General features: G+C 65.1%; 26 protein-coding genes. 13 read left to right on the plus strand and 13 right to left on the minus strand.

Annotation, left to right across the window (positions count from 1 at the left end):
* Positions 1-41: 41 nt before the first annotated feature.
* The 5 genes from AC4LGL_RS00725 to AC4LGL_RS00745 form a co-directional block, all read right to left on the minus strand.
* Positions 42-725, minus strand: a complete 684-nt coding sequence (locus AC4LGL_RS00725; RefSeq protein WP_491837172.1) for a FadR/GntR family transcriptional regulator — start codon at positions 723-725, stop codon at positions 42-44.
* Positions 726-807: 82 nt separating this feature from the next.
* Complete coding sequence (locus AC4LGL_RS00730; RefSeq protein ID WP_491837173.1) at positions 808-1,908, minus strand: glycoside hydrolase family 76 protein; 1,101 nt, start codon at positions 1,906-1,908, stop codon at positions 808-810.
* Between the two features lie 69 nt (positions 1,909-1,977).
* Positions 1,978-3,183, minus strand: a complete 1,206-nt coding sequence (locus AC4LGL_RS00735) for an amidohydrolase family protein (protein WP_491837174.1) — start codon at positions 3,181-3,183, stop codon at positions 1,978-1,980.
* Positions 3,180-3,635: a DoxX family protein gene (locus AC4LGL_RS00740; RefSeq protein WP_491837175.1), complete on the minus strand. Its 456-nt coding sequence runs from the start codon at positions 3,633-3,635 to the stop codon at positions 3,180-3,182. The genes AC4LGL_RS00735 and AC4LGL_RS00740 overlap by 4 nt, the downstream gene beginning before the upstream one ends.
* Positions 3,636-3,717: 82 nt before the next feature.
* Complete coding sequence (locus AC4LGL_RS00745; RefSeq protein ID WP_491837176.1) at positions 3,718-4,362, minus strand: ankyrin repeat domain-containing protein; 645 nt, start codon at positions 4,360-4,362, stop codon at positions 3,718-3,720.
* Positions 4,363-4,445: 83 nt separating this feature from the next.
* Here AC4LGL_RS00745 and cynR point away from each other — a divergent pair, with 83 nt between their 5' ends.
* The 3 genes from cynR to AC4LGL_RS00760 all read left to right on the plus strand — a co-directional run bounded on the left by cynR (position 4,446) and on the right by AC4LGL_RS00760 (position 6,454).
* Positions 4,446-5,336, plus strand: coding sequence for a transcriptional regulator CynR (cynR, locus tag AC4LGL_RS00750; RefSeq protein ID WP_491837177.1), 891 nt, complete (start codon positions 4,446-4,448; stop codon positions 5,334-5,336).
* A gap of 115 nt (positions 5,337-5,451) precedes the next feature.
* On the plus strand, positions 5,452-5,919 hold the full coding sequence (gene cynS / locus AC4LGL_RS00755; RefSeq protein WP_491837178.1) for a cyanase: 468 nt from the start codon (positions 5,452-5,454) through the stop codon (positions 5,917-5,919).
* Between the two features lie 25 nt (positions 5,920-5,944).
* Positions 5,945-6,454 carry a nucleoside deaminase gene (locus AC4LGL_RS00760; RefSeq protein WP_491837179.1) on the plus strand — a complete coding sequence of 170 codons (510 nt, stop codon included), beginning with the start codon at positions 5,945-5,947 and terminating at the stop codon, positions 6,452-6,454.
* On the opposite strand, the gene AC4LGL_RS00765 is transcribed toward AC4LGL_RS00760, so the two are convergent.
* The 5 genes from AC4LGL_RS00765 to AC4LGL_RS00785 are packed head-to-tail and all read right to left on the minus strand — an operon-like array spanning position 6,438 to position 10,375.
* A complete protein-coding gene (locus tag AC4LGL_RS00765; RefSeq protein ID WP_491837180.1) occupies positions 6,438-7,091 on the minus strand; it encodes a TrmH family RNA methyltransferase in 654 nt (217 codons plus the stop codon). The genes AC4LGL_RS00760 and AC4LGL_RS00765 overlap by 17 nt on opposite strands.
* Positions 7,084-7,974 (minus strand): hypothetical protein, encoded by an 891-nt coding sequence (locus AC4LGL_RS00770; RefSeq protein ID WP_491837218.1) that lies wholly within the window; start codon positions 7,972-7,974, stop codon positions 7,084-7,086. The genes AC4LGL_RS00765 and AC4LGL_RS00770 overlap by 8 nt, the downstream gene beginning before the upstream one ends.
* 18 nt (positions 7,975-7,992) lie before the next feature.
* A complete protein-coding gene (locus AC4LGL_RS00775) occupies positions 7,993-8,769 on the minus strand; it encodes an SDR family NAD(P)-dependent oxidoreductase (RefSeq protein WP_491837181.1) in 777 nt (258 codons plus the stop codon).
* A gap of 35 nt (positions 8,770-8,804) precedes the next feature.
* Positions 8,805-9,671, minus strand: coding sequence for a trehalose monomycolate transport factor TtfA (gene ttfA, locus AC4LGL_RS00780; RefSeq protein ID WP_055110682.1), 867 nt, complete (start codon positions 9,669-9,671; stop codon positions 8,805-8,807).
* Positions 9,672-9,730: 59 nt separating this feature from the next.
* The gene (locus tag AC4LGL_RS00785; RefSeq protein WP_491837182.1) at positions 9,731-10,375 is read right to left on the minus strand and encodes a TetR/AcrR family transcriptional regulator; all 645 of its coding nucleotides are present in this window, start codon (positions 10,373-10,375) and stop codon (positions 9,731-9,733) included.
* A 70-nt stretch (positions 10,376-10,445) separates the two neighbouring features.
* On the opposite strand from AC4LGL_RS00785, the gene AC4LGL_RS00790 reads away from it, so the two are divergent.
* Both AC4LGL_RS00790 and AC4LGL_RS00795 read left to right on the plus strand, forming a co-directional pair.
* Positions 10,446-11,477 carry an aromatic ring-hydroxylating dioxygenase subunit alpha gene (locus tag AC4LGL_RS00790; protein WP_491837183.1) on the plus strand — a complete coding sequence of 344 codons (1,032 nt, stop codon included), beginning with the start codon at positions 10,446-10,448 and terminating at the stop codon, positions 11,475-11,477.
* Positions 11,474-12,553: an NAD(P)H-dependent amine dehydrogenase family protein gene (locus AC4LGL_RS00795; RefSeq protein ID WP_491837184.1), complete on the plus strand. Its 1,080-nt coding sequence runs from the start codon at positions 11,474-11,476 to the stop codon at positions 12,551-12,553. Before AC4LGL_RS00790 ends, AC4LGL_RS00795 begins: the two co-directional genes overlap by 4 nt.
* On the opposite strand, the gene AC4LGL_RS00800 is transcribed toward AC4LGL_RS00795, so the two are convergent.
* Together AC4LGL_RS00800 and clpB are read right to left on the minus strand one after the other, a co-directional pair.
* Positions 12,543-13,880, minus strand: coding sequence for an alpha/beta hydrolase domain-containing protein (locus AC4LGL_RS00800; RefSeq protein ID WP_491837219.1), 1,338 nt, complete (start codon positions 13,878-13,880; stop codon positions 12,543-12,545). The two genes, AC4LGL_RS00795 and AC4LGL_RS00800, sit on opposite strands and share 11 nt — an antisense overlap.
* An 88-nt stretch (positions 13,881-13,968) precedes the next feature.
* Positions 13,969-16,515, minus strand: coding sequence for an ATP-dependent chaperone ClpB (gene clpB / locus AC4LGL_RS00805; RefSeq protein ID WP_491837185.1), 2,547 nt, complete (start codon positions 16,513-16,515; stop codon positions 13,969-13,971).
* A gap of 91 nt (positions 16,516-16,606) precedes the next feature.
* Between clpB and AC4LGL_RS00810 the strand changes: the two genes are divergently transcribed.
* From AC4LGL_RS00810 to AC4LGL_RS00845, 8 genes are all read left to right on the plus strand, one after another.
* Positions 16,607-17,797 (plus strand): macrolide family glycosyltransferase, encoded by a 1,191-nt coding sequence (locus tag AC4LGL_RS00810; RefSeq protein WP_491837186.1) that lies wholly within the window; start codon positions 16,607-16,609, stop codon positions 17,795-17,797.
* A gap of 67 nt (positions 17,798-17,864) precedes the next feature.
* Positions 17,865-18,533 (plus strand): GAP family protein, encoded by a 669-nt coding sequence (locus AC4LGL_RS00815; RefSeq protein WP_491837187.1) that lies wholly within the window; start codon positions 17,865-17,867, stop codon positions 18,531-18,533.
* Positions 18,534-18,570: 37 nt separating this feature from the next.
* Positions 18,571-19,194, plus strand: a complete 624-nt coding sequence (locus tag AC4LGL_RS00820; RefSeq protein ID WP_491837188.1) for a CYTH domain-containing protein — start codon at positions 18,571-18,573, stop codon at positions 19,192-19,194.
* An 82-nt stretch (positions 19,195-19,276) separates the two neighbouring features.
* Positions 19,277-20,095 carry a DUF2510 domain-containing protein gene (locus AC4LGL_RS00825; RefSeq protein WP_491837189.1) on the plus strand — a complete coding sequence of 273 codons (819 nt, stop codon included), beginning with the start codon at positions 19,277-19,279 and terminating at the stop codon, positions 20,093-20,095.
* Positions 20,096-20,230: 135 nt separating this feature from the next.
* Positions 20,231-20,548, plus strand: coding sequence for an ESX-1 secretion-associated protein (locus tag AC4LGL_RS00830; RefSeq protein WP_491837190.1), 318 nt, complete (start codon positions 20,231-20,233; stop codon positions 20,546-20,548).
* Between the two features lie 100 nt (positions 20,549-20,648).
* Positions 20,649-21,236: a hypothetical protein gene (locus tag AC4LGL_RS00835; protein ID WP_491837191.1), complete on the plus strand. Its 588-nt coding sequence runs from the start codon at positions 20,649-20,651 to the stop codon at positions 21,234-21,236.
* Between the two features lie 25 nt (positions 21,237-21,261).
* Positions 21,262-22,059 (plus strand): DUF2510 domain-containing protein, encoded by a 798-nt coding sequence (locus tag AC4LGL_RS00840; RefSeq protein WP_491837192.1) that lies wholly within the window; start codon positions 21,262-21,264, stop codon positions 22,057-22,059.
* 149 nt (positions 22,060-22,208) lie between these two features.
* A complete protein-coding gene (locus tag AC4LGL_RS00845) occupies positions 22,209-22,928 on the plus strand; it encodes an EspA/EspE family type VII secretion system effector (RefSeq protein ID WP_491837193.1) in 720 nt (239 codons plus the stop codon).
* Positions 22,929-22,930: 2 nt separating this feature from the next.
* Here AC4LGL_RS00845 and AC4LGL_RS00850 read toward each other — a convergent pair whose 3' ends face one another.
* Positions 22,931-23,560: a TetR/AcrR family transcriptional regulator gene (locus AC4LGL_RS00850; protein ID WP_491837194.1), complete on the minus strand. Its 630-nt coding sequence runs from the start codon at positions 23,558-23,560 to the stop codon at positions 22,931-22,933.
* Between the last annotated feature and the right edge of the window lie 42 nt (positions 23,561-23,602).

Raw genomic sequence — 23,602 nt, forward strand, 5'->3', positions numbered from 1 at the left:
GGGCACATGCTCAGTTTCGGGGCACTGGTCCCGATGGCAAGTCAGCTACCGACTGCATGCAGATGGCGTTCGTGCACGTCGAGGCCGTAGATCGCAGCGCGGGTCGCCGCACTGTGGTCGCCTCGTTGGATCGCCTGAAACAGATCGTTGTGGAAATCCCGGTACGTGTCCTCAGGAGTGCTCATGCAGAACGCGCCGTGGGCCGGGTCGCGCATGGCATTTTCGAAAGAGCTGTAGAAATCGAGCAGCAGCGTGTTGTGCGACGCGCGGGCCACCCCGATGTGGAAGGCGACGTCGTGGTCGATGAATGCGTCCAGGTCGGCGGCGGCCTTCGCAGACCGACGTCCCTGAAGGGCGACGCGCAGCGCATCGATATCGGCCGCCGAGCGGTTGGTCGCCGCTTCACGCGCGGCCAGTACTTCGAGCGTATGACGCACCAACTGCACCTCGTCGCGATCCCCGGTATCGACCAGGCGCTGCAGCGCAACTGTCGTCTCGTCCTCGGCGACCACGTAGGTGCCGTCGCCCTGTCGCGATTCGAGCAAGCCGAGCTGGACGAGCGACCGCACCGCCTCGCGGACCGATGGGCGGCTCACCCCCAGTGCCTCAACAAGTTTCGCCTCGGTAGGGATCTTGCTCCCGACCGGCCAACTGCCCTTGCGAATCTCGTCGCGCAATCTGTCGACGACGACGTCGACTATGGAGGTCCGTGCGACCCGTTCCATCTACAACTCACCTACTTCACTGTGCGCACACCATTGTTGTCTGACAAATTGCCCGATGGCGCGCAGATCTCGATGAGCGAGACTACTCGGACAGGGTGTGCGCTGCTTCCATCAACATCCACCCCGAAACCTGAACTGACAGATCACGTTCCGGGATCGCCGACGCGTTCACCGCGCCGTCGACAAACTGCGCTTCCTGACCTTCGGCCCCGGGCACCTCAGCGGTGCGGTCCCAGAACGGTCCGAACAACGGGAGCCCGTCGACGTTCTGGCGATTGTCCCATGCCGCCTGTGCGGACTTGAGCACGAGCGACCGGGACGTATCGCGCGCGGACTGATCTTGCGCATCGTCCCCCGGCAACATGGTGGCCACCAGCGCCAGGTACCGCGCCAGGATGCTGTTGAACAACCCACCGTCGCCCCCGCCGGCGCCTTTGATGACACCGTCGGTGGCCATTTCCTTGTCCACCGCCGTCACCAGACGACGGACCCGCTCGGCGTGCCGGGTGTCGCCGGTCCGCACCGCCAGTTCGACCTCCAGGCCGAGCACCACGCCCTGGCAGTAGGTGTACTGCGCGCGCACCATCGAGCCGGCCTTGATGCCGTCGAACACCAGGTGGGTCTCCGGATCGATCAGGGTGTCGTCGATCCAGTCCGCCATCTGCTGGGCCCGGCGCAGGCGGTCGTCATAACGCGCCAGGAAGATACCCGCCGGGCCATTGGCCGGGGCGTTGAAGAACTGGTCCTGCTTGCGCCATGGGATGCCGCCGCCGTCCTCGGGCACCCAGGCATCGACGAACTGCGCGCACAGCTTCCTGAGCGCATGGGCTTTTTCCACCCCGACCAGGCGACCGGCCCGCTCCAGGGCCAATGCCAGCCAGGCCATGTCGTCGTAGTAACTGTTGGTCCAGGACAGGTTGTTGCGCATCCAGTGTCCCCGGATCTGCCGCTCGATACGGGTTTTCCGCTCGGGCTGCGGATCCCGCACCTGCGCGTCGACCAGGGTGTCCAGCAGATGCGCCTGCCACCAGTAGTGCCAGGTTCCGAACTTTCGGTACTTCTTGGTCGCCGGCCAGGCCACCACTCCGAGTTGGGTACCCGGCAGACCCCAGAGCTTCGTCAGGTGTCGCTGGGTGATCGCAGCTTCGGCGCTGGCCGCACGGTTAGCCCATAGCTGATCCATGTTGACGATCCTGCCTTACCCGGCCTTCGAATTGTCGGCATGTCGAGCAGTTTCCGGGCCTGCGTCAGGTCAGGATGGGTGGTCCGCCGAGCGCACCACCCGGCCATCGTGCAGGACCAGCAGCCGCTCGGGATGACCGGCCACCGCCTCGGCCGGGTTTGCCGCGGCGATCACGACCAGGTCAGCTCGGCTGCCGGCTTGTACGCCGTAATCAGCGAGCCCGAGTGCGCCGGCCGCCGAGTCGGTGACCAGTGACGCCGCGTACTCGAGTTCGCCGTCGGTCATCAGGCCGCCTTCCAGACCGATAATCGTGGCTCGTTCGAGCATGTCGCCGGTGCCGTACGACCACCACGCGTCACGGATGTTGTCCGACCCGGCGAATACCACTACGCCGTGGTCACGCAGCCGTAGGACTGGTGGCATGGTCCCGGCCGGACCGTTCGTCATCAGCGATACCCCGGCGGTGGCCAGCGCCGTCGCGGTCCGGTCGACGGCGGCCTCGTCGACCTGGCCCAGGCAATATGCGTGACTGACCGTCACTATGCCGCCGAGCCCAAGGGTTTTCGTCCGCTCGGCAATCGCGTGGAGTTGTCGGGTGCCGAGTTCGCCGCCATCGTGGAGGTGGATGTCGATACCTGCCCCGTGCCGTTCGGCCAAACCGAACACCACGTCGAGTTGGCCGTCGACATCGCCGTCGAACCCGGCGGGATCGAGACCGCCGATCAGATCGGCCCCCTCGGACAAGGCCGCGTCGAGCAGGTCGGGCACACCGGGGGCGGTGACGACACCGCTCTGCGGAAACGCCACCAGTTGGATACTCAGCTTGTCTCGCAACGATTCACGGACTTCGAGCAGCTGATGCAGCCCGTCGAGCTTCGCATCGGGATCGATGTCGACGTGCGATCGGACGTGCCCGGTACCCAGCGACACCATGTGCTCGGCCAACGCGGTCGCGCGGGCGGTCACGGGCACCCCGATCCGGGCGCGCAGTTCACGTTCGTTGGCAATGCGTTCCCGCAACGACCCCGATGCGACGTGCGGCTGCCACGGCGCTCCCCAGAAGGTCTTGTCCAGATGGCAGTGCCCGTCGACGAATGCGGGCATCACCAGGGCGCCGCCGCAGTCGACGACGTGCCGACCGGATCGCGCCGGTGTCGAATCGGGTTGTCCTCGATCGACGATCGCCTCGATTCGTCCGTCTCGCAGCGTGATATCGACCCGACGGCCGTCGGGCAGTGTGACGTCGACGAGCGCGTCGAGCGCCGGGCCGGTCATGACGGCTCCGAAGTGAGCGGTTGCGGGTTCGCGAAAATGCCTCGGTTCCACGGCAATCGGGTACCGAGCAGGCCGTCGACACTGAATCGGCCGGCACCGGTGACGATTAGCAGCAGCATCGGGGCTGCCAGGGCGAGCACCAGCTCGAATCCGCCCTTGGCGACGAACAGCCCGTGGCCCGTGTGTGCGATCAGGAACGCGCCGACCATGGTGGCGAACAGCAGGGCCGCCCAGACCGGTGTGGCCAGGCCGATGATCAACCCGATGCCACCCGCCAATTCGATGGTGGCGGCAACCACTGCCGACAGCTCAGGGGCCGGGGCGCCCATGGCCGCGAAACCCTGCTGGGTCGCGGCGATCCCGTTGGTGACGAACTTCTGCCACCCGTGGGCCACGAAGATGGCACCGAGCCCCACGCGGGCCAACAAGATCAGTACATTGCGGACGGTCATTCTGAAAGTGCTCCGTTTCTTGGGTTTTCATCGTGAGCGCAGGATGGCGGCGACCTGAAGCTGGCCGAGTCGCTCGGCGTTGTCAAGCGCGGTGCCCAGAGCCGTCTCGAATCGACTGATCGGCCCCGGCGTCCAGCAGCGCGCGGACCACCTGCTGGTACTTGACGGACCCGTCGCCGTACACGATGGCCTCGTGCATCGCTGTCCATTGCGGCTTGTTGACATGGTTCACGTCGACACCGGCGGCGATCAGTCGTTGCACCGTGCTCACATGGCCGTGTTCACTCGCGGGAATCAGCGCGGTCCCGCCGTAGCGGTTGACGCTGCGCACGTCGGCACCGTGAGACAACGTCAGGTCGAGGATGTCGTCGAGACCTTCGGCTCCGGCGTACAGATACGCCGAATCCTGTAGATCGTCTTTCGCGTTCACGTCGGCGCCGGCCTCGATCAGTGCCCGCGCAGCATCAGTGGCGCCATTCTTGGTGGCCGCGACGAGCGGGGTGCGTCCGCGTTCGTCGCGCACCTCGAGGTCGGCACCGCGCCCGATCAGCTCGTGCACCCGAGCTGCGTCGTTGTTCGTTGCCGCAGTGAGCAGGTCGCTGCCGGGCACGGGCGCCACCGTGGTGGCGACGGTCGCGATGTCAGGAGTGGCGCAGCCTGCGGCGGTCGCGGCGATCACGGCAAGCGCGGCCGCGGCACCGCTGAAGATGCGAGGGGAATCAGGCATGGTTCCAACCTGCCTCGTGGGAGCCATAGTGTCCAAGACGCATTTCTCATCGCGGCAATAGACGTCACCTATACATTGGGCCGATGGAGTTGCGTCACCTCCGGTACCTACTGGCCGTCGCCGACCACGGCAACTTCACCCGCGCCGCCGAGGCCCTGCACGTGTCGCAACCCACCTTGTCGCAGCAGATCAAGCAGCTCGAACGGGAAGTGGGAGTCCCCCTGCTCGACCGCTCGGGACGCACCGTCCGGCTCACCGATGCCGGCGAGGCCTACGCCCAGCACGGACGACTGGCCCTGCAGGATCTGGACGCCGCCGAGCGGGCGGTCCACGATGTCCACGACCTGAGCAGGGGCCACCTGCGGATCGCGATGACACCGACCATCACCGCTTATCTCATCGGTCCGCTCGTGCGCCAGTTCCATGCCGAGCATCCCGGCGTCACCCTCACCGTCATCGAGACCACTCAGGACCTGATCGAAGCCGACCTGATCGCCGACCGTATCGACCTGGGCATCGCCTTCGCCGGCAACCACGCCGCGGGTGTGGCCACATCGGCGCTCTTCACCGAGACCCTCAGCCTGGTCGTGGGCGCCGCTCATCCCCTCCACCCGCGCGCCACGACGTTCGCGATCGCGGACCTGCCCACCCAACCGTTGGCGTTGCTCAGCCGAGACTTTGCGACACGCAACTACATCGACGAGTTCTTCGCCGCCCAGAACGTGAAGCCCCACATCGCGATCGAGGCGAACTCCATCAGCGCGCTGATCGAGTTCGTGCGCCTCGGCACGCTCGCCACGGTATTGCCGGACGCGATCACGCAGGCGCAGGCCGACCTTCACCCGATCCGGCCCGATCCACCGCTACCGTCACGCGAGGTCGTGCTCCTACACCGGTCAGCGGGATATCAGTCGGCCGCCGCGCGGGCGTTCAGCGCGATCGCGGTGCACTACTCCAACCAGTACAAGTCATAGATGCCAACTATCACTCCAATGGAAACTAAGTATTGGACGCTATAGCAATTCGCGCGCAGGGTGGTTGATACACCGCCGGTCACCCACGGCCGGCTCCCATCGAAGGGATGAACCCATGCACGCGCAGTTCGACCCGACCGCCCGACAGGCCCTGGCCATCGCAGCGGTCGAGGCCAAGACCCGCAAGGATCTCACCTGGCAGCAGATCGCCGACGCTGCCGAGCTCTCAACGGCATTCGTGACCGCTGCCGTCCTAGGTCAGCACGCGCTGCCTGCCGAGTCGGCCGTCGCGGTTGCCGCATTACTGGGTCTCGACGACGACGCGGCAATGCTGCTGCAGACCATCCCGACCCGCGGTTCGATCCCCGGCGGCGTCCCCACCGATCCGACGATCTACCGCTTCTACGAGATGCTTCAGGTCTACGGCACGACGCTCAAGGCGTTGGTTCACGAACAGTTCGGCGACGGCATCATCAGCGCCATCAACTTCAAGCTCGATGTGCGTAAGGTCGCCGATCCGGAGGGCGGAGAACGCGCTGTGATCACGCTCGACGGCAAATACCTTCCCACCAAACCTTTTTGATCGAGTCCGATATCGAGGAGGTCTCATGGACTTCGCACAACACACCATCGACATCGCGCGCCGGAACGTCGCCGAGGGCGGCCGTCCGTTCGCAACCGTCATCGTCAGAGACGGTGAGATCCTGGCAGAGAGCCCGAACCTGGTTGCCCAGACCCATGATCCCACCGCCCACGCGGAGATCCTCGCGATCCGCAAGGCGTGCACGAAGCTCGGCACCGAGCACCTGACAGGTGCCACGATCTATGTCCTGGCCCAGCCCTGCCCGATGTGCCTGGGATCGCTCTACTACTGCTCGCCGGACGAAGTCGTGTTCCTGACCACCCGGGACGCGTACGAACCACATTACGTCGACGATCGAAAGTACTTCGAGCTGAACACGTTCTACGACGAGTTCGCCAAGCCGTGGAATGAGCGGCGCCTGCCGATGCGCTACGAACCGCGCGATGCCGCGGTCGATGTCTACAAGCTCTGGCAGGAGCGCAACGGTGGCGAACGCCGGGTGGCCGGAGCTCCCACCCCTACCAGGCCTGCGTAAAATCCGCGTGGCGAGTGATCCACGCGTGCATGGCAATTCCCGCAGCGACACCGGCATTGATGCTGCGGGTCGAGCCGAACTGGGCGATCGAGACCGTGACGGCCGCCCCGCCCTGCGCCTCCGGCGTGATGCCCGGGCCTTCCTGACCGAAGATCAGCAGGCAGTCGCGGGGTAATTCGGTCTGCTCAAGGCGTACGGCGCCGGGGACGTTGTCCACTGCGACGACGGTCAGCCCGGCGTCGGCGGCGAACGCCAGCAGTTCGGCGGTGCTGTCGTGGTGACACAACCGCTGATAGCGGTCGGTGACCATGGCTCCCCGTCGGTTCCAACGGCGCTTGCCCACGATATGCACGGTGTCGACCGCGAAGGCGTTGGCGGTGCGCACCACCGCACCGATGTTGGCGTCGTTACCGAAGTTCTCGATCGCGATGTGCAGCCGATGCCGCCGCCGGTCGATGTCGGCGATGATCGCCTCCCGGGTCCAATACCGGTAGGCATCAACGACATTGCGGGTATCGCCGTCGCGCAGCAGGTCCGGATCGTAACGCGCGACCTCATCCCCGGCGGGCAGAGCGCCCGTCCAGGGGCCCACGCCCGGGCTCACGCCCCACTCGGTCGGGCCGACGGCGTCAGCCACCGGTGGTCCACAGGGCCGCGTGCGTGCCGATCACCGAAACCGACGCGTAGAGCAGCGCCGCCGTCATCTCCCCCTGGGTGCACAGCGAAGCCCGGACGTTGACCGCCTCACGGCTGGCTTCCGGCAGGAGCAGCACCGACGAGCCGTACACCGAGCAGAGATGACTGAGTCCCGGCGGCGGCAGCGTAGGGCCGGCCACCACCATCAACGGCCCGCCACGTCCCGCCGAATCCTCCGCGTAACGCTTTGCCGCACCGGCGATTTCAAGGCCGAGCAGCATGTAGCCCTTGCCGCTGAAAGCCGTGGGGTCACCGATCGCCGTCGGTGCCAATTGCCCGCCGTCGGCACTGAACCCGTCCACGCTGGAGGTCTTGACGGTGATGCCGGTGTCGTTGACATCAGTAGGCAGCATTCCCACCGGGAAGGCCGCCGGGTAGGCCACGGTGGTCTTGGGGATGCGCTCGCGCGGCGAGTACACGTAGACCCCGCGTACCTGGCTCTGGTCGCGTTGCGGCCCCAGACAGACTGTGCCGCTGAGCTTGTCAGGAGCGGAAGCGGACAGCGGCCGGATGCCCAGGTTGGTCATCGCGTCGCAGCCGTGGAGTGCGTCGGCCTCGATCGGATGCGCCAGGGCACCGTACAGACCGAACCGGATGTCCTCGGGTTTGGCGTGGGCGTCGCCGGCAGCCGAACCCTCGACGTCGACCAGCACGTGGTCAGAGTCGAATCGAAGATTCGACACCGTCAGGTTCCAGCCGAGGATGTCGAGCGACTTGCCGAGCGCGGCAGTCGAAGCCTCGTACGTGCGTCCCGGTTCATCGGATGTGCAGCCCGCGGTGACGACGAGAAGTACCGCCATCACCGCCGCGATCAGCGCCCGCACTGCCACGTCAGTTCTGTCCTAAGTTCTCCCACGACCTTTTCCCACTGCTTTTGTCATGGCGCGCACCAGGTTTCGCGGAGCCATCCGGCCCCCGGTGGTGAGCACCTTGTACTGCAGGCCGGGCACGATGACCACTTTGCCTGCGGCCACGTCGGCCAGGCATTCGCGCACCACGTCCTCGACCTGCAGCCACAGGAACGACGGTGTGCCCCCCATGTCGATGCCCGCACGGGCATGAAACTCGGTGTGGACGAACCCCGGGCACAGGGCATGCACCCCGACCCCGGTACCGCCGAGCCCGTTGGCCAGCCCCTCCGTGAACGAGACGACCCAGGCCTTCGACGCCGAGTAGGTCGACCCGCGCCCCGGCACCAGACCGGCGACGCTGGCCACATTGATGACGGTGCCGCGCCCGGCCTCGATCATCGACGGCAGCGCGGCATGCGTCAATTCCATCACCGCGGTGACGTTGACATCCAATTGAGCCTGGAGCTTGGCGAGGTCGGCGGTCCAGAATTCACCCGAGGTGCCGAAGCCGGCGTTGTTGACCAAGACCTGCACCCCGGCACGCAGCCAGTCGGCGACCTTGGCCCGGTCCGCGGCGGACGCCAGGTCCGCGGGGAGTACTTCGACGTCTACGCCGACCTCGTCGCGCAGTTCGGCGGCGAGTTGTTCCAGCCGTGCCGCGTCACGGGCCACGAGGACGAGGTCATAACCGTCGCGCGCGTAGCGGCGGGCGAATCCGGCGCCGAGCCCGGAGGTCGGTCCGGTGATCAGCGCGAGGGGACGAGGCACGACCTAGAGGGTACTTATCTGCTCTGTTACGCCGGCTAGCGCTGGTAGTGCGGTGCGTGGCGCCCGTTGCGGGCCGGCGGCGGGGTGCGACGGATCGCATCCGGGCGGCCCGGCTCCTGCCGCGGCTGGGTGTAGCGGCTCACGTCGCCACGTCCGGGTGCCGCATCGGCCCGGCCCGGCGGCAGTTCGCGACGTCCGGCCGGGGTCGGCGCCAACGGGCGGCTGGGCGAGCTGGCGCGACGGGCCAGTGCAGCCTGGCTGCCCTGACCGGACTGTGGTGCCACGCCGTTCTGCGGAACCGGGGGCAGTACCCGCAGCAGGTCGTTGAACTGACGCACTGTGCGCAGACCCTCGTCCCACTGGGCACGGGTGCTCGTGACCGGCATGCTGACGAGCGTCCAGTTCTGCTCGTTCCACATGATCTCGGCACAGTCGGGAGCCGTGTGGGCGAACGTGACCATCCGGCGGTCGCACGCGCGACGGGCGGCATCGAGGTTGGTGGAGTACACCATCCGCGGACCGATCGCACCGAGCAGCCAGATGTCGCTCTCCCGGGGCTCCTTGATGCCCTTGAGCCGCAGATCGACGACGACGTTCGTGCCGACCTTGCGGTGCAGCGCTATCACTGTCGCGACTTCTTCGATGTCAAAGATGAACACCGCCTCGCCACGAATCTGGCCGAGGACGACGTTCTTGGCCGTGACGTCACCGACGGTCGACATCACCCCGCGCTTCCAGCGCTTGAGGATCTCGTGCGACTCGTGCTCGTAGTCGAAGCCATGCGACTTCGCCCACGACTTGCGGCGCCGTCCCAACCCACGCCGACGGTCGATGTCGACGTACAGCAATACGGCCGCACCCACGAAACAGAGTGCGGACAGCGTGAACCAGAGCGGGACCATCGGGCCTAGCCTACTTGTTGACGGCGGAAATGCCCCCACCTTGTGAGGTCACAACCCGGTTACTGGTGATCAGAGCGCTGTGACCGGGACTCTTCGAGGTAGGTCACGATGGCGTTCGTGAGCCCCCGCCGGGCCACATCGAGGTCGGTATAGGTGCCGAGTTGACGCTCGGAGGTGATGCCGCGCATTGCGCCGGGAATGAAGGATGCCACTTCACGGACCCGCTCGGGGTCCACGTCGAGGTCGGCGAAGGCCTGCTGACAGGTCTGCAACCAGCTCTGCCCCCACGACGAGAGTTCGCCGGCAGTCTTCGGGTAGAGCCGCTCGAGTTCGGCGTGGTCCCGCGGTAGGGCCGCGCGCAGGTTCTCGATCGCCCGCGAATCGCTGGCCGTCAGACCGTCATAGAGCAGGTCGATGATGCCGGCGACGCGCTGCCGCAGCGGCGCACCGTCGTCGCGCTGGCTCAGCATGCCTGCCCGGCGTTCAGCGGTGCGCTGCAGGACGGCCGCCCAGAAGCCGTCGATGTCGCCGAACTGGTACTTCACCGCGCCCCAGGTGGCACCGATCTCTTTGGCGATCCGGTTGGCCGACACCGCTCCCGGGTCGCCGGTGGCCAGCGCCTTGCGCGCGGCTTCCAGCATGTTCTCCCGCGTGGCCAGGCCGCGTCGGTTGGTCCGCCGCGCACCCGCCTCGGTCTCGGTCATCTCCGAGAGATTACCCCGTTTTCACAGAACCCTCTTCCAAAGTTTCACAGATCCTCCTACGATTCCCGTCATGGCTAAACCACCGTTGTCGATGAAACCGACGGGATGGTTCCAGGTCGCCTGGTCCGACCAGGTCGAAGTGGGTGCCGTGCATGCCATGAAGTACTTCGGCGAGGAGATGGTCGCCTGGCGCTCGGAAGCCGGGCAGGTGACCGTGATGAACGCCTACTGCGAGCACCTCGGGGCCCATCTCGGATTCGGCGGCCAGGTCGTCGGCGAGGTCATCCAATGCCCGTTCCACGGCTGGCAGTGGAATGCCGAGGGCCGTAACGTCTGCATCCCCTACCAGGACCGGCCCAACCGTGGCCGCCGGATGCGCACCTACCCCGTCACCGAGCGCAACGAGGCCATCTATATCTGGCACGACATCGAAGGGCGTGAGCCGTTCTTCGAGGCGCCCGACGTGTTCGCGTCGTTCGCCGACGGCAGCAGCGCCGCCGACTACTACCCCCAGCAGCGACTCGTTCGTGCCGGGCTCGAACTGCATCCGCAGTACGTGCTGGAGAACGGCGTCGACTTCGCCCACTTCAAGTACGTCCACCAGACCCCGATCGTGCCGGTGTTCACCCGACACGACTTCGCCGCGCCGATCTCCTACGTCGACTTCACGATCACGTTCGAGGGCGATGACCAACAGTCGATCGACGATGTGCGCAGCGGTGTCGAGGCCATCAACGGCGGTCTGGGCATCGCGGTGACCAAGAGCTGGGGCATGATCGACAACCGCACCATTTCGGCGGTCACCCCTGTCGACGAGTCCACCTCCGACGTGCGGTTCATGGTCTACATCGGCCGAACCCCCGGGAAAGATTCGGATCGTGCAGCCGAGCGCGCCGCCGAGTTCGGCGACGAGGTGATCCGCCAGTTCACCCAGGACATCCACATCTGGTCGCACCAGCGCTACTCCGATCCCCCGGCGCTGGCCACCGCCGAGTACGAGGGCTTCACCGCAATCCGCAAGTGGGCCATGCAGTTCTATCCGGACGGTCTGGGCGGATCCGCCGCAGACCTGGCAATTGTGAGGAAAAAGGACACCCTATGACTGAGAAGATCCGGGTTTTCCAGGTGGCGACCGGCAATGTCGGCACGGAGATGATCAAGCGCATCGGCAAGCGGCCCGATCTCGAACTGATCGGATTGCATTGCTACACACCGGAAAAGGTCGGACGCGATGCCGGCGAGATCGCCGGCATCGGTCCGATCGGGGTGACGGCCACCGGCTCGATCGACGAGATCATCGCCGCGCGTCCGGACGTGTTGACCTTTCACGGTGTCTTTCCCGACGAGGACCTCTACGTGAAAGTCCTTGAGGCCGGGATCGACATCGTCACCACCGCCGACTGGATCACCGGCTGGCACCGCGACACCAATCACCCGCACCCCTCCGGCAAGCCGGTGTCGCGGTTGCTCGCCGAAGCGTGCGAAAAGGGTGGGGCGACGTTCTACGGCACCGGCATGAACCCGGGTCTCAACCAGATCCTGGGCGTGGTGTGCTCCGCCGATGTCGCCGAGATCGAGAATGTCACCACCATCGAATCCGTCGACGTGTCATGCCATCACAGCAAGGACACCTGGATCGAGGTCGGCTACGGTCTGCCCGTCGACGACCCGTCGATCCCGGGCAAACTGCGCAAGTACACCGAGGTGTTCGCCGACAGCGTGTTGATGATGGCCGACTGCTTCGGATTGGAACTCGACGAGGTCAAGTTCACCTACGAGCTCGGCGCCTGCACCAAGGACGTCGACCTCGGCTGGTACACGCTGCCCAAGGGATCCCTCGGCGGCAACTACATCAAGTACCAGGGCATGGTCGACGGTGTCCCGCGCGTCGAGACCCATCTGGAATGGCAGATGACCCCGCACACCGATCCGAGCTGGGACATCAAGGGCTGCTACATCACTCAGATCAAGGGCGATCCCTGCGTCTACAACAAGCACATGATCTTCCCGAAACCCGGTGTGGACCTGTCCGATCCGGCCTCATTCGCGTCGATCGGCATGACCGTGACCGGGCTCCCCGCGCTCAACGCGATCGCGTCGGTGGTCAAGGCGCCGCCGGGGTTGTTGACGAGTGTCGACGTGCCGTTGCGCGGCTTCGCCGGCCGGTTCAACATCTAACTGCCGGGAACATCGCGGCGGCGAGCTCAAGGATCTCGGCGCGATCGGCGGACACGATAACGCCGGCCTCGATGGCCCGATCCAGGGCCGCGATGAATTGGTCCAGATACTCGGCGCTGCCTCCCGGGTAGAGCTCACCCAGCTTGGTGGCGTCGAACGGCTCACCTGATCCGAAGAGAAACGACATGGGGCTCTCGTCAGGGGCAAGACCCGACGTCCGGGCAATCGGGACATCGACCCATGGGGTGCGGACTCCGCCCACGGCAATACCGTTCGCGTCCAGCACGAAACGAGCCGGTTCGGCGTCGGTCAGCTCCAGTGGAGGCATTGGCGCGGGCGCCTCGCCCGCACGGACCCAGCGGGCGAGGCTCGCGACCGCGCCCTGCAGCACGTAGTGGTGTTGCGGGGCGAAATTTGTGAAGTACGACAACTCGACGCCCATCAACTCACTCGTGGGTGCATACGCCGCGACGATGTCTTCCAGCGCGGCTGACCCGTCATCGATGAAACCGACGCGCACGGTGTAATTGTCGGCGTGGGACGTTCCGGGAATCTCCCAGGCCCGAAAGTGCGCAGCGTCCGGACGGCGGGCACGGTGATAACCGGACAGATGGCCGTCCACCACGTCGGTTTCGGTGAGCACGGTGAGGACCGGGACCCGCGGATCGTTTCGGAACGGGGCCGGACGAGACGCATTGAGCGCAGTCGCTCCGCCGAGGGCGGCGGCAGGACCAAACCTTGAGTGCACCAGGAAACCGTCGAAGACCTCCGCGACGGGATCGACGTCATTCACGTACGTGGTCAGGAACATCGCCGATTGCGACTCCCCGACGGCCAGGGAGGTTTCGGGCCCAAGACCGTCGATGGCGCCGTCGCGCACGAGGAGGCCGACCTCGGTGAAGATGTCGTAAGCGAAGGCGTCGCCCGGATGATGCAGATCCGAATACCTTTCGGGTTCCTGCGTTTTCAGCGACATTTTGGCGCCGACGAGGCTGTCCCCGCCTTCGACACCCACGTATTGGGCCGACACCGCCACATATGCGTAGCCCGCCCGGACGATTTCGCGGTGTGCCATGAACCACACTGCAGGAGCGTCGATCCCACCACTGACGTTGAGCCACTCGACGAGTGCAACACCGTTGAAATGGGCGGCATCGGTCGGGCGCAGGACCACGATGCGTGTCGTGTAGTTCGCCGAGCCGGGTGGTTCATACGAGTGCGCTGTCCCGGAGACGAAGAACTCCTCGGCTCCGTATCCCAGGTTCGCCAAGTCGTAGGCTCCGAGTAGCAGATTGGGCTTGCCGGGGACCTTGGTGACAGAAGGGATCACCCGTTCATCTTTACGCCTACAGATACGAAACTGCCCATGCTCCGGGGGGAGCATGGGCAGTTTCAATGCCATTCAGCAGGTCGGGTCAGCCCAGGATCAGGCCTTCGCCGTCCGCGCTGACGTTTACGGGCACCACGTCGCCGTCGTGCACCTCTCCGGCCAACAACATCTTGGCCAGCTGGTCGCCGATGGCCTGCTGCACCAGGCGGCGCAGTGGGCGGGCACCGTAGAGCGGGTCGAAACCACGCTCGGCCAGCCACGTCTTGGCAGGCAGCGACACCTCGAGGGTGAGCCGGCGCTGTCCCAGCCGCTTCTGCAGCTGCTGCAACTGGATGTCGACGATCGACACCAGCTGCTCGGGATTCAGTGCGTCGAACAAGATCACGTCGTCGAGCCGGTTGATGAACTCCGGCTTGAACGCCGCCCGCACCGCCGCCATCACCTGCTCCTCGGTGCCACCGGCACCCAGGTTGGAGGTCAGGATCAGGATCGTGTTGCGGAAGTCGACCGTACGGCCCTGGCCGTCGGTCAACCGGCCCTCGTCGAGCACCTGCAGCAGCACGTCGAACACGTCCGGGTGGGCCTTTTCGATCTCGTCGAACAGCACCACCGTGTACGGACGCCGCCGCACCGCTTCGGTCAGCTGACCACCCTGGTCGTAGCCGATGTATCCCGGGGGCGCACCGACCAGCCGAGCCACCGAGTGCTTCTCGCCGTACTCACTCATGTCGATGCGGACCATGGCGCGCTCGTCGTCGAAGAGGAATTCCGCCAACGCTTTTGCCAGCTCGGTCTTACCGACACCGGTCGGGCCCAGGAACATGAACGAACCCGTCGGCCGGTTGGGATCGGCCACCCCGGCCCGGGTGCGGCGCACCGCATCCGACACCGCGGTCACCGCGGCCTTCTGACCGATGACGCGCTTGCCCAGCTCCTCCTCCATGCGCAGCAGCTTGGCACTCTCGCCTTCGAGCATCCGGCCGGCCGGAATACCGGTCCACGCCTCGACCACCTCGGCGATGTCGTCGGGACCGACTTCTTCCTTGAGCATCACGTTCTCGCGTGCCTCGGCCACGGGAAGTGCGGCGTCGAGCTTCTTCTCGACCTCCGGGATACGCCCGTAGCGCAGCTCGGCGGCCTTGGCCAGATCGCCGTCGCGCTCGGCCCGGTCGGCCTCACCGCGCAGGCTGTCCAACTGCTCCTTGAGCTCGCGGACGATGTCGATGGCGCCCTTCTCGTTCTGCCAACGGGTGGTCAACTCGGCCAGCTTCTCTTTGTAATCGGCCAGCTCACCGCGCAGCTTCTCCAGGCGTTCCTTGGAAGCGTCGTCCTCTTCCTTCTCCAGCGCCATCTCCTCGATCTCGAGGCGACGGACGAGCCGCTCGACCTCGTCGATCTCGACGGGACGGGAGTCGATCTCCATGCGCAGCCGGGATCCGGCCTCGTCGACCAGGTCGATGGCCTTGTCCGGCAGGAACCGCGAGGTGATGTAGCGATCGGAAAGCGTTGCCGCAGCCACCAATGCGGAGTCGGTGATGCGCACACCGTGGTGCACCTCGTAGCGGTCCTTGAGGCCGCGCAGGATGCCGACGGTGTCCTCGACCGACGGCTCGCCGACCAGTACCTGCTGGAACCGGCGCTCCAGGGCGGCGTCTTTCTCGATGTACTTGCGGTACTCGTCGAGCGTGGTCGCACCGACCAGCCGCAGCTCACCACGGGCCAGCATGGGCTTGATCATGTTGCCCGCGTCCATCGCGGATTCGCCGGTGGCACCGGCGCCGACGATGGTATGCAGCTCGTCGATGAACGTGATGACCTGCCCGGCAGACTCTTTGATGTCGTCGAGCACAGCCTTGAGCCGTTCCTCGAACTCACCGCGGTACTTCGCACCGGCCACCATGGACCCGAGGTCCAGGGAGATGACGGTCTTGTCCCGCAGGCTTTCCGGAACGTCGCCGGCGACGATGCGCTGGGCCAGGCCCTCGACGATGGCGGTCTTGCCGACGCCGGGCTCACCGATGAGCACCGGGTTGTTCTTCGTGCGCCTCGAGAGCACCTGCACGACGCGACGGATCTCGTTGTCGCGCCCGATGACCGGGTCGAGCTTGCCTTCCCGGGCGCGGGCGGTCAGATCGGTGGAGTACTTCTCCAACGCCTGGTAGCTACCCTCGGGATCGGGGCTGGTGACCCTGGCGCTACCGCGCACCTTGGTGAAGGCCTCGCGAAGCGCTTCGGGTGAGGCACCCTGCCCGGTCAGCAGTTTGGCGACCTCCGAGTCACCAGTGGCCAGGCCGACCATCAGATGTTCGGTGGAGACATACTCGTCGTCCATCTCGGTGGCCAGGCCCTGGGCCGTGGTGATCGCGGCGAGCGATTCCCGGCTCAGTTGGGGTTGACTGCTTGCGCCGCTGGCGCTGGGCAACTGGTCGAGCAGTCGTTGCGCCCCCGCACGAATCGTCGCGGGGTCCACGCCGACGGCCTCGAGCAGGGGTGCGGCAATGCCCTCATTCTGAGTGAGCAGTGCCATCAAAAGATGGGCGGGACGGATCTCCGGATTGCCTGCGGAACTGGCCGCCTGCAACGCCGAGGTCAGCGCCGCCTGAGTCTTGGTCGTCGGGTTGAACGAGTCCACGACACCTCCCTTTTTCGATAGAGAAAATGCTTGTCGTGATCTACAACGTAGTCAAGGTTGAGTCTGTTCCGCTCAACTTTGAAAATTTTCGATGGGCAGACTCGGTGACGTGCACATCGCCGTCGTCGCCGCATCCGCCCCCAGCCATATGTACCCGCATTTGGCGGTGGTTCACGAGCTGGCGCGCCGCGGCCATCGGGTGAGCTACCTGGTCGGCGGCCATCTGGCCGGCCTGGTGACCCCGACCGGGGCGGACGTCATCTCCTGCACCTCGGTGCTACCGGGCGCGCTCGGAGCACCGACGAGCTTCGACGATGCCGACCCCGTGGCCGGCATGCAGATGTTCCTCGACGAGGCCATCCACGTGCTGCCCCAGCTTCACGCCGCGCTGGATGACGATCGGCCCAACGTCGTGCTCTACGACATCGGCGGCATGGCCGGTCCGGTGGCTGCCGAGCAGTGGGGTGTACCGGCCGCACAGTTGTCGCCCAGCGAAGTGGCATGGGAGGGCTACCACGAGGACATGGCCGAGATCCTCGGTCCGATCCTCGGCAGTCCCAGCGGCCTGGCCTACCGCCAGACGTTCGACGACTGGCTGACCGATTCGCGATCAGGTTTGACGTTCGACGAGGTGACCGGGGTACCGCGACGTTGCCTGGCACTGCTCCCCCGCGTGATGCAGCGCAACGCCGACCGGGTCGGTGATCGCTACCGGTTCGTGGGACCGTGCATCGATCCGCGCCGCGAGGATCCGGGCGACTGGAGCCCGCCGGACGGCGACGGTCCACTGGCCCTGCTGGCCTTCGGCACGGCCTACACCGACCGAGCCGACGTCTACCGCAACGTGATCGGGGCGCTGGACGGGCAGGGCTGGCGCCTGGTGCTGGCCGCCGGCCGCGCCGACGTCGGTCCAGTCCCGCCATGGGTTCAGGTGCACGAGTCCGTTCCACAGCCGGCGGTGTTGCAACAGGCGGACTGCTTCATCACCCACGCCGGAATGGGCTCGTGCACCGAAGGTTTGTGGTTCGGGGTACCGATGGTGGCGATGCCCCAGGCCGTCGATCAGCCGGCCAACGCCGCCCACTTGGAGGCGATCGGCGTCGGCCGTCACCTTCCGGATGATCTACCCGGCACGACGGAGATCCGCGACGCAGTACTCGGCGTCGCGAACGACCAGCAAATCCGGGTGAACCTCGACGCGATTCGCGACGAGATCCGTTCCCATGGCGGGCCCGGACACGCCGCCGATGCCGTAGAGGACGTTGCGACCGGACGTTGGTGAGCACTCAACTCCGAGGCGAGTCGATGCTTGCTAGGTTTTGCTCGGGGACTGCATCGAGAGGGCAGCAATGACAGAAAGCTGGGGTTCGGTGCTTACCGAACTCATCCCGCTGGCACTGGTGGTGGCGCTCTCACCGCTGTCGATCATTCCCGCAGTGCTGGTGCTGCACACCCCTCACCCCCGGCCAGCCGGCCTGGCGTTCCTCACCGGTTGGCTCGTCGGACTGGCCGCGCTGACCACGATCTTCGTCGGCGTCTCCAGCATGCTCGGCGGGCTCAACGCAGCCCCGACCTGGGCCTCGTGGTTACGCATCGTGGTGGGCGCTGCCCTCATCGTCTTCGGCGTCTACCGCTTCCTCACCCGGGCCAAATCCGAACACATGCCGGGCTGGATGACCAAGCTCAGCACGCTCACGCCGGTCAAGGCAGGAGCTGCCGGAGCGGTGCTCACCGTGGTGAATCCCAAGGTGCTGTTCATCTGCGCGGCAGCAGGATTGGCCATCGGTAGCGCCGGCCTGGGGCAACCCGGAGTGTGGGCAGCAGGGCTCTATTACGTGCTGGTGGCCGGATCGACCGTCGCGCTGCCGATCCTCGCGTATGCGGTGTCGGGAGAGCGCTTGGATCCCGCGCTGGTCCGGCTCAAAGACTGGATGGAACGCAACCACGCCGTGTTGGTTGCCGCCATTCTCGTGGTGATCGGCCTGCTCGTGCTCTACAAGGGAATTCACGCACTATAGGCGACGTATTCGGCGCAGGAGACGCTACGGTGTGCGCATGTCCGAATCCGGTTTCGGTGATTTCGAATTCGAGCGGAAGTTCTTTGTCCGCGAATTGCCCGCAGTGGCAGCATCGGATCCCGCACCTGCACTGATCGTCCAGGCATATCTGTTCGCTTCCGACGGATATGCCGTCCGCGTTCGCGTCCAGGGCCCCGCGCCCGCAGAATTGGGCGGCGCTCCCGCCGAACTCGTCGCGACGTTGGGGGACGAATCGCTCGGGACGATGACGGCGAAAGGTCCCGCCGTCGGCGGCACCCGATACGAGGCCGAACGCGAACTCGATCCATTGATCGCGGCGCAGATCGTCGGTCGATCCGAACATGTGATTGCCAAGGTTCGCTATTCGATGTGGCTCGGCGAGGACGGCTGGATCATCGACCAGTTCCTGGGCCGGAACGCACCCCTATTGCTCTCCGAAGTCGAGCGCGGCGGGCCGGTTGTCGATCTGGCCATTCCATCATTCTGCGTTTCCGAGGTTTCCGAGGACGACCGGTTCCGCAATGAATACCTGGCGCACAAGCCATTCGGCACCTGGGCCGACGAATACCGAGATGAACTCGACCGCCGCGGCCCTACCTTCGTGGATACCTTGGGCCAGAATCAGTTCGAGGGCAGCTGAGCAACGAGCCTTCTACCTTCCGCGGCAAGTGAATCCACACCACGGATAGCATCGGCGAAACTGGTGCGGCCGATCTTGGCAGATGCGAAGGAGTCGAATCATCGACAACAGCATTCCACCGGCCGGGCCGCCTGGTTGGTTCGACGATCCATGGAAGCCACGGCAGCGCCGCTACTTTGACGGCCAACAGTGGTCTCCCCACACCGCACCCGCCCCGGTGCCGCCCCCGGACTACGCCGGGGATACCGGCTACCCGTTCGGGGAGCAGGTTCTGGTCCTTCGCACCATCGCGACCGAATACGACGCCAGCATCACCTGCGGGGTAGAGAACGTACGCGGCGAGCAGATCGGGCTAATTCAACCCCGAGCGAGAATTCCGTGGACTACCCGCGCGACCGCCGACCTGCATTTCGTCATGGCTCGCCCTGACGGAACACCGTTGCTGTACTTGACGCGTTACGGAGGGTACAGCGGACATGTCATCCAGGTGAATGATGCCACTGGACACGACTTCGGCTGTTTGCGGCAAGCCGGCTCACGCTGGCGGGTTCTCCGCTTGACAATGGCGTTGGAGTTCAACGGACAGCGTCTCGGGCAGTCCAACATCGCCACCAGCGTGTTGCAGATGAACAAGAAGGTCAGCGAACCCATCTACGGTGCGGCTGACGCGGTGCTCGGCCACGTCGAACGTCGATGGCTGCCGAACTTTGGCTCACGCAACCCGCACTACGACTACACCCTGGACTGCTCGGCGCCAACACCACATCCACTCCCTGCGCTGATGCTGGCTACCGCATTCGCGCACTACATGTATGACCGAATCCAGATGGGCGGCCCACTCGGCGCCGGGGGCCGCACCGGCCGCAAGCAAACAACCAAGCGGCAAACGACTACACGGTGACCGTGTACCGAAATTGGTGCGACGAAGTGCCTCAGCGCGCTGTTAGGGTCTCCTCCAAGACCTGAGTGAATGCCTGCAGATGTGGCACTGGGACCGCGGTCGCCACCAACTGCGAACACGCACAAGGAGAAAAGCATGTCCGGCGAACTGCGAGTGATTACCTCACACGTGCTCGAACTTGCGCAAATGCAGGCTACCGCCGCGGAACAGATTCTCGCGGCTGCCTCTGCATCTCACGGTGTCAGCACGTCAATGGTGGTCAATCACGGTGTGGTCTGCTCAGCGGCCAACGCGGCTGTCGCGGCGGCAGAAGCAGCACGCGCTGCCGCCTGCGCCGGTTTGAACTCCGTCTCGACCAGCCTGTCGAGCAGGCTGGGGGTGGCAGCGTCACGTTACGACCAGTCCGATGCACAAGGGGCTGGCAAACTCGGTAAAGAGATGCATCCACGCTGAGACCACTACCAGCCGGCAACTTCGTCAGCGGTAACGTACGGATCAAAGCCATTTGTCTCGGCTCGCGCCGGCCGTCGATCAGAATCGGGACTTCAGATACGTGACCACACACGATCCGGACGATGAGTTCTTCCACTCCGACGACACGGGTTTGGATGCACTCGACTTCGACACACCACCCCAACCCGACGATGGTGGGTCGGGAATTGACGCACTGCCGGACTACTCCGTAGGTGAAATCGACCAGGGAACCCGCCTCGATGGTGTCGACGACTTCACCAGCGCTGACGTCGAAGACGATGAGGACGACATTTTCGGCGCGGTCGAGACCGACGCGGCTACCGCAGATGAGGCACAGGGCCCCGTGGTCCAGGCGATCAACCCGCCGGGCACCGTCTCGGTGACGGCCTATCTCGGCGGGTCGGTCGCCCAGGTCGATCTGGATCCAAAGGTAACCACCTTGACCGAATCCCAACTGGCTGAAGAGATCCGGTTCGTGGCAAGCGTGGCGGCCACAAAAGCTACGGCTGCCGTGCATGTCGGCGTGGTGAACATGCTCGTCGAGCAGGGCATGGATCTGCGCGACGCGCGGGATTTCGTGGAGACCAACATGCCGTTCGCCACACCGGAACAGGCCCACGAGGCCGACATCGCGCTCATCGCACGCCACACCGAGCGCGAAGACTGACCGAGGGGCGACCATCAACGAAAGCGTGCCACCACCGCCGCAGGCGGGATGGTTTACCGACCCGTGGAACATTCAGCAGATCCGGTACTTCGACGGCCGACAATGGACACCCCACGTGGCAGCTGGTTCGCCGACACGGCCGGCGACCGCGACCCAGGCCCCTGCCCCGCCGCTGATTTCGGGAGGGTACCCATTCGGGGAGCCCACCCTGTTTCTGCAGCCAATCCGCGGTGGATCGGGCTCCGATATCCGTTGCTCGATTACGAACCCGCGCGGGCAACTACTCGCGTTGATCCAACCACTTAAAGCACCCCCCCTGGCGGCTGAGGCAATAAGCGAACTCGTATTCGAGGTCGTTCGGCCCGATGGAACCCAACTGCTGCAGTTCATCCGATCCGTTGGATTCGCGGGTCGTGGCAAACATCGTCTGCACGTTCACGACCCCGACGGCCGTGAACTCGGTTGCCTTCGGCAGACCAGCTCGTATTGGCAATACTTCCGAACCCCCAAAATTTCGTTCGAGCTCGAGTATCAGGACCAATCGCTAGGCGCCACCAAAGTACGTTCCTATATCCCCAAGTTCACCAAGTTGGAACTCGACGAACCGATCTACGACACCAGTGCAGAGATCGGGCGGGTACATAGTCAACGGAACCAATCCAAGCTCGAAGCCATGTTCATGTACGCGACCTTCGATTACCGGCTCGACTGTGCGCATCCCACGTCCCCACCAATTCCTACGCTGCTGCTGGCGACCACTTTTGCACATTTTCTGTATGACCAGCTCGATTCGCTAGCGCCGTTCTCGCGGTGGGCCCGATGAGTGTGCCGTCAGCCTGGGCACCAGCCGTCAGTGCATCCAGTGTTGCCCCAGAGAACGCCAAAGGCGCGTTCGGAACACCCAAAATTGGTGCATAGCAACATGTTGAGACGCTGTTAGGCTCACCTCAACGAAGGAAGGACCAGCCAAGAATGAGCTTTTGGGATGCCGCGGAGAAGGTCAGCAAAACTCTCGGCAAGAGCGACGAGTTGGGCGATCTCGGGGATGCCAACACTCTGTGGTCCACGAAGTCTCATGCCGATGCCGGGGACAAGCTCGGGCTAGGTTCCGACGCAATTGGGCTCGTGCAGATGCTCATCGGGAAATCTGTCGCAACTCCCATCATCAATGTCGGCCTGTTGGGCATCCAAGGTATGACTCTCACTTGCGGAATCGGCAATCCGGATACTGGCGACAGGTTCGGGCAGGGCGCAGAGCAGTTGGGCCAAGTCCATGACACCCTGGAATCGGCGAAGCCGACCTCCGGATGGCAAGGCGACGCCTCGCAGGCCTACACAGGCCAAGACGCGAAACAACAGGAACGTGCGCGCACGATCGCAGAAGCGGACAAGGCCTTGGAAGCAATCGTGAGCAAACAGGCGAGTCAAATCAATCAGACCCGCTCGTTCCTCGGTACCTGCGCGACCGTGCTCGGCTATGCGATCCTGCCCGCAATGATTGCGAAGGTCTCCGGTCCGCAGGGTCCTGCTGTCGCAATGGCGATCGAGATAGGCGCGGTGGCCGGCTCAGTGCCTCTCGCTGCCGGCCGGACGTCCATGATGAACGCCAACTCGATGGCGAACGCCGTGGAGATCGGCCAGGCCATGGGGAAATACGCCAAGGTGGCCGCAAGCGCGACATTCGGCAAGTAGCACTACAGCTCCGGCAACCCCAGCTCGTCCGCATCCGCGGTGAGGTAGCGGGTCACCGTCGGCGCGAGTAGCCGCACGATCTCTTCGCCGGGCAGTGTCGCCATCGGTGGCACGGCCATCACATACCGCAGCATCGCGGTTCCGACAAGATTCGATGCGGCGAGCATGGCCCGCAATCGAGCCTGCTCGCCGCCACCCAGCACCCCCGACACCGCGGCGAGCACATAGTCCTGCATGAACGTTCGAAATGCCACGTGCGCATCGGAATTCGATGTCGCGGACTGCAGCATGACCCGCATGCTGGCTGCGGTGTCGGGTGATTCCCACATCTTCAGGTAGGTGCGGACCATCCGTTCGCCGATCTCCGCCTCGGGCCCTTCCAGGGCGGCCACCAGCACGTCGGGATCGAGGATCAGCCGCAGCGACTCCCGGAACAGATCGGCCTTCGAGCCGAACAGATAAAGCACCATCGACGCGTCGACGTGGGCGTCCGAAGCGATGGCGCGGAGCGTCGTCTTCTCGTACCCCTCGGCCGCGAAGCGCTGCTTGGCCGCCGCGAGCACCGCGTCGCGGGACACCGGGTCGCCCTGACGGCGCCCCCGACGCGTGACAGTTTTCCCTGGTGAAGCCATACATCGACACTATCATTTCAATGACTGTTGAAAACATTCGAA

The organism is Mycolicibacterium arcueilense (assembly GCF_058536225.1).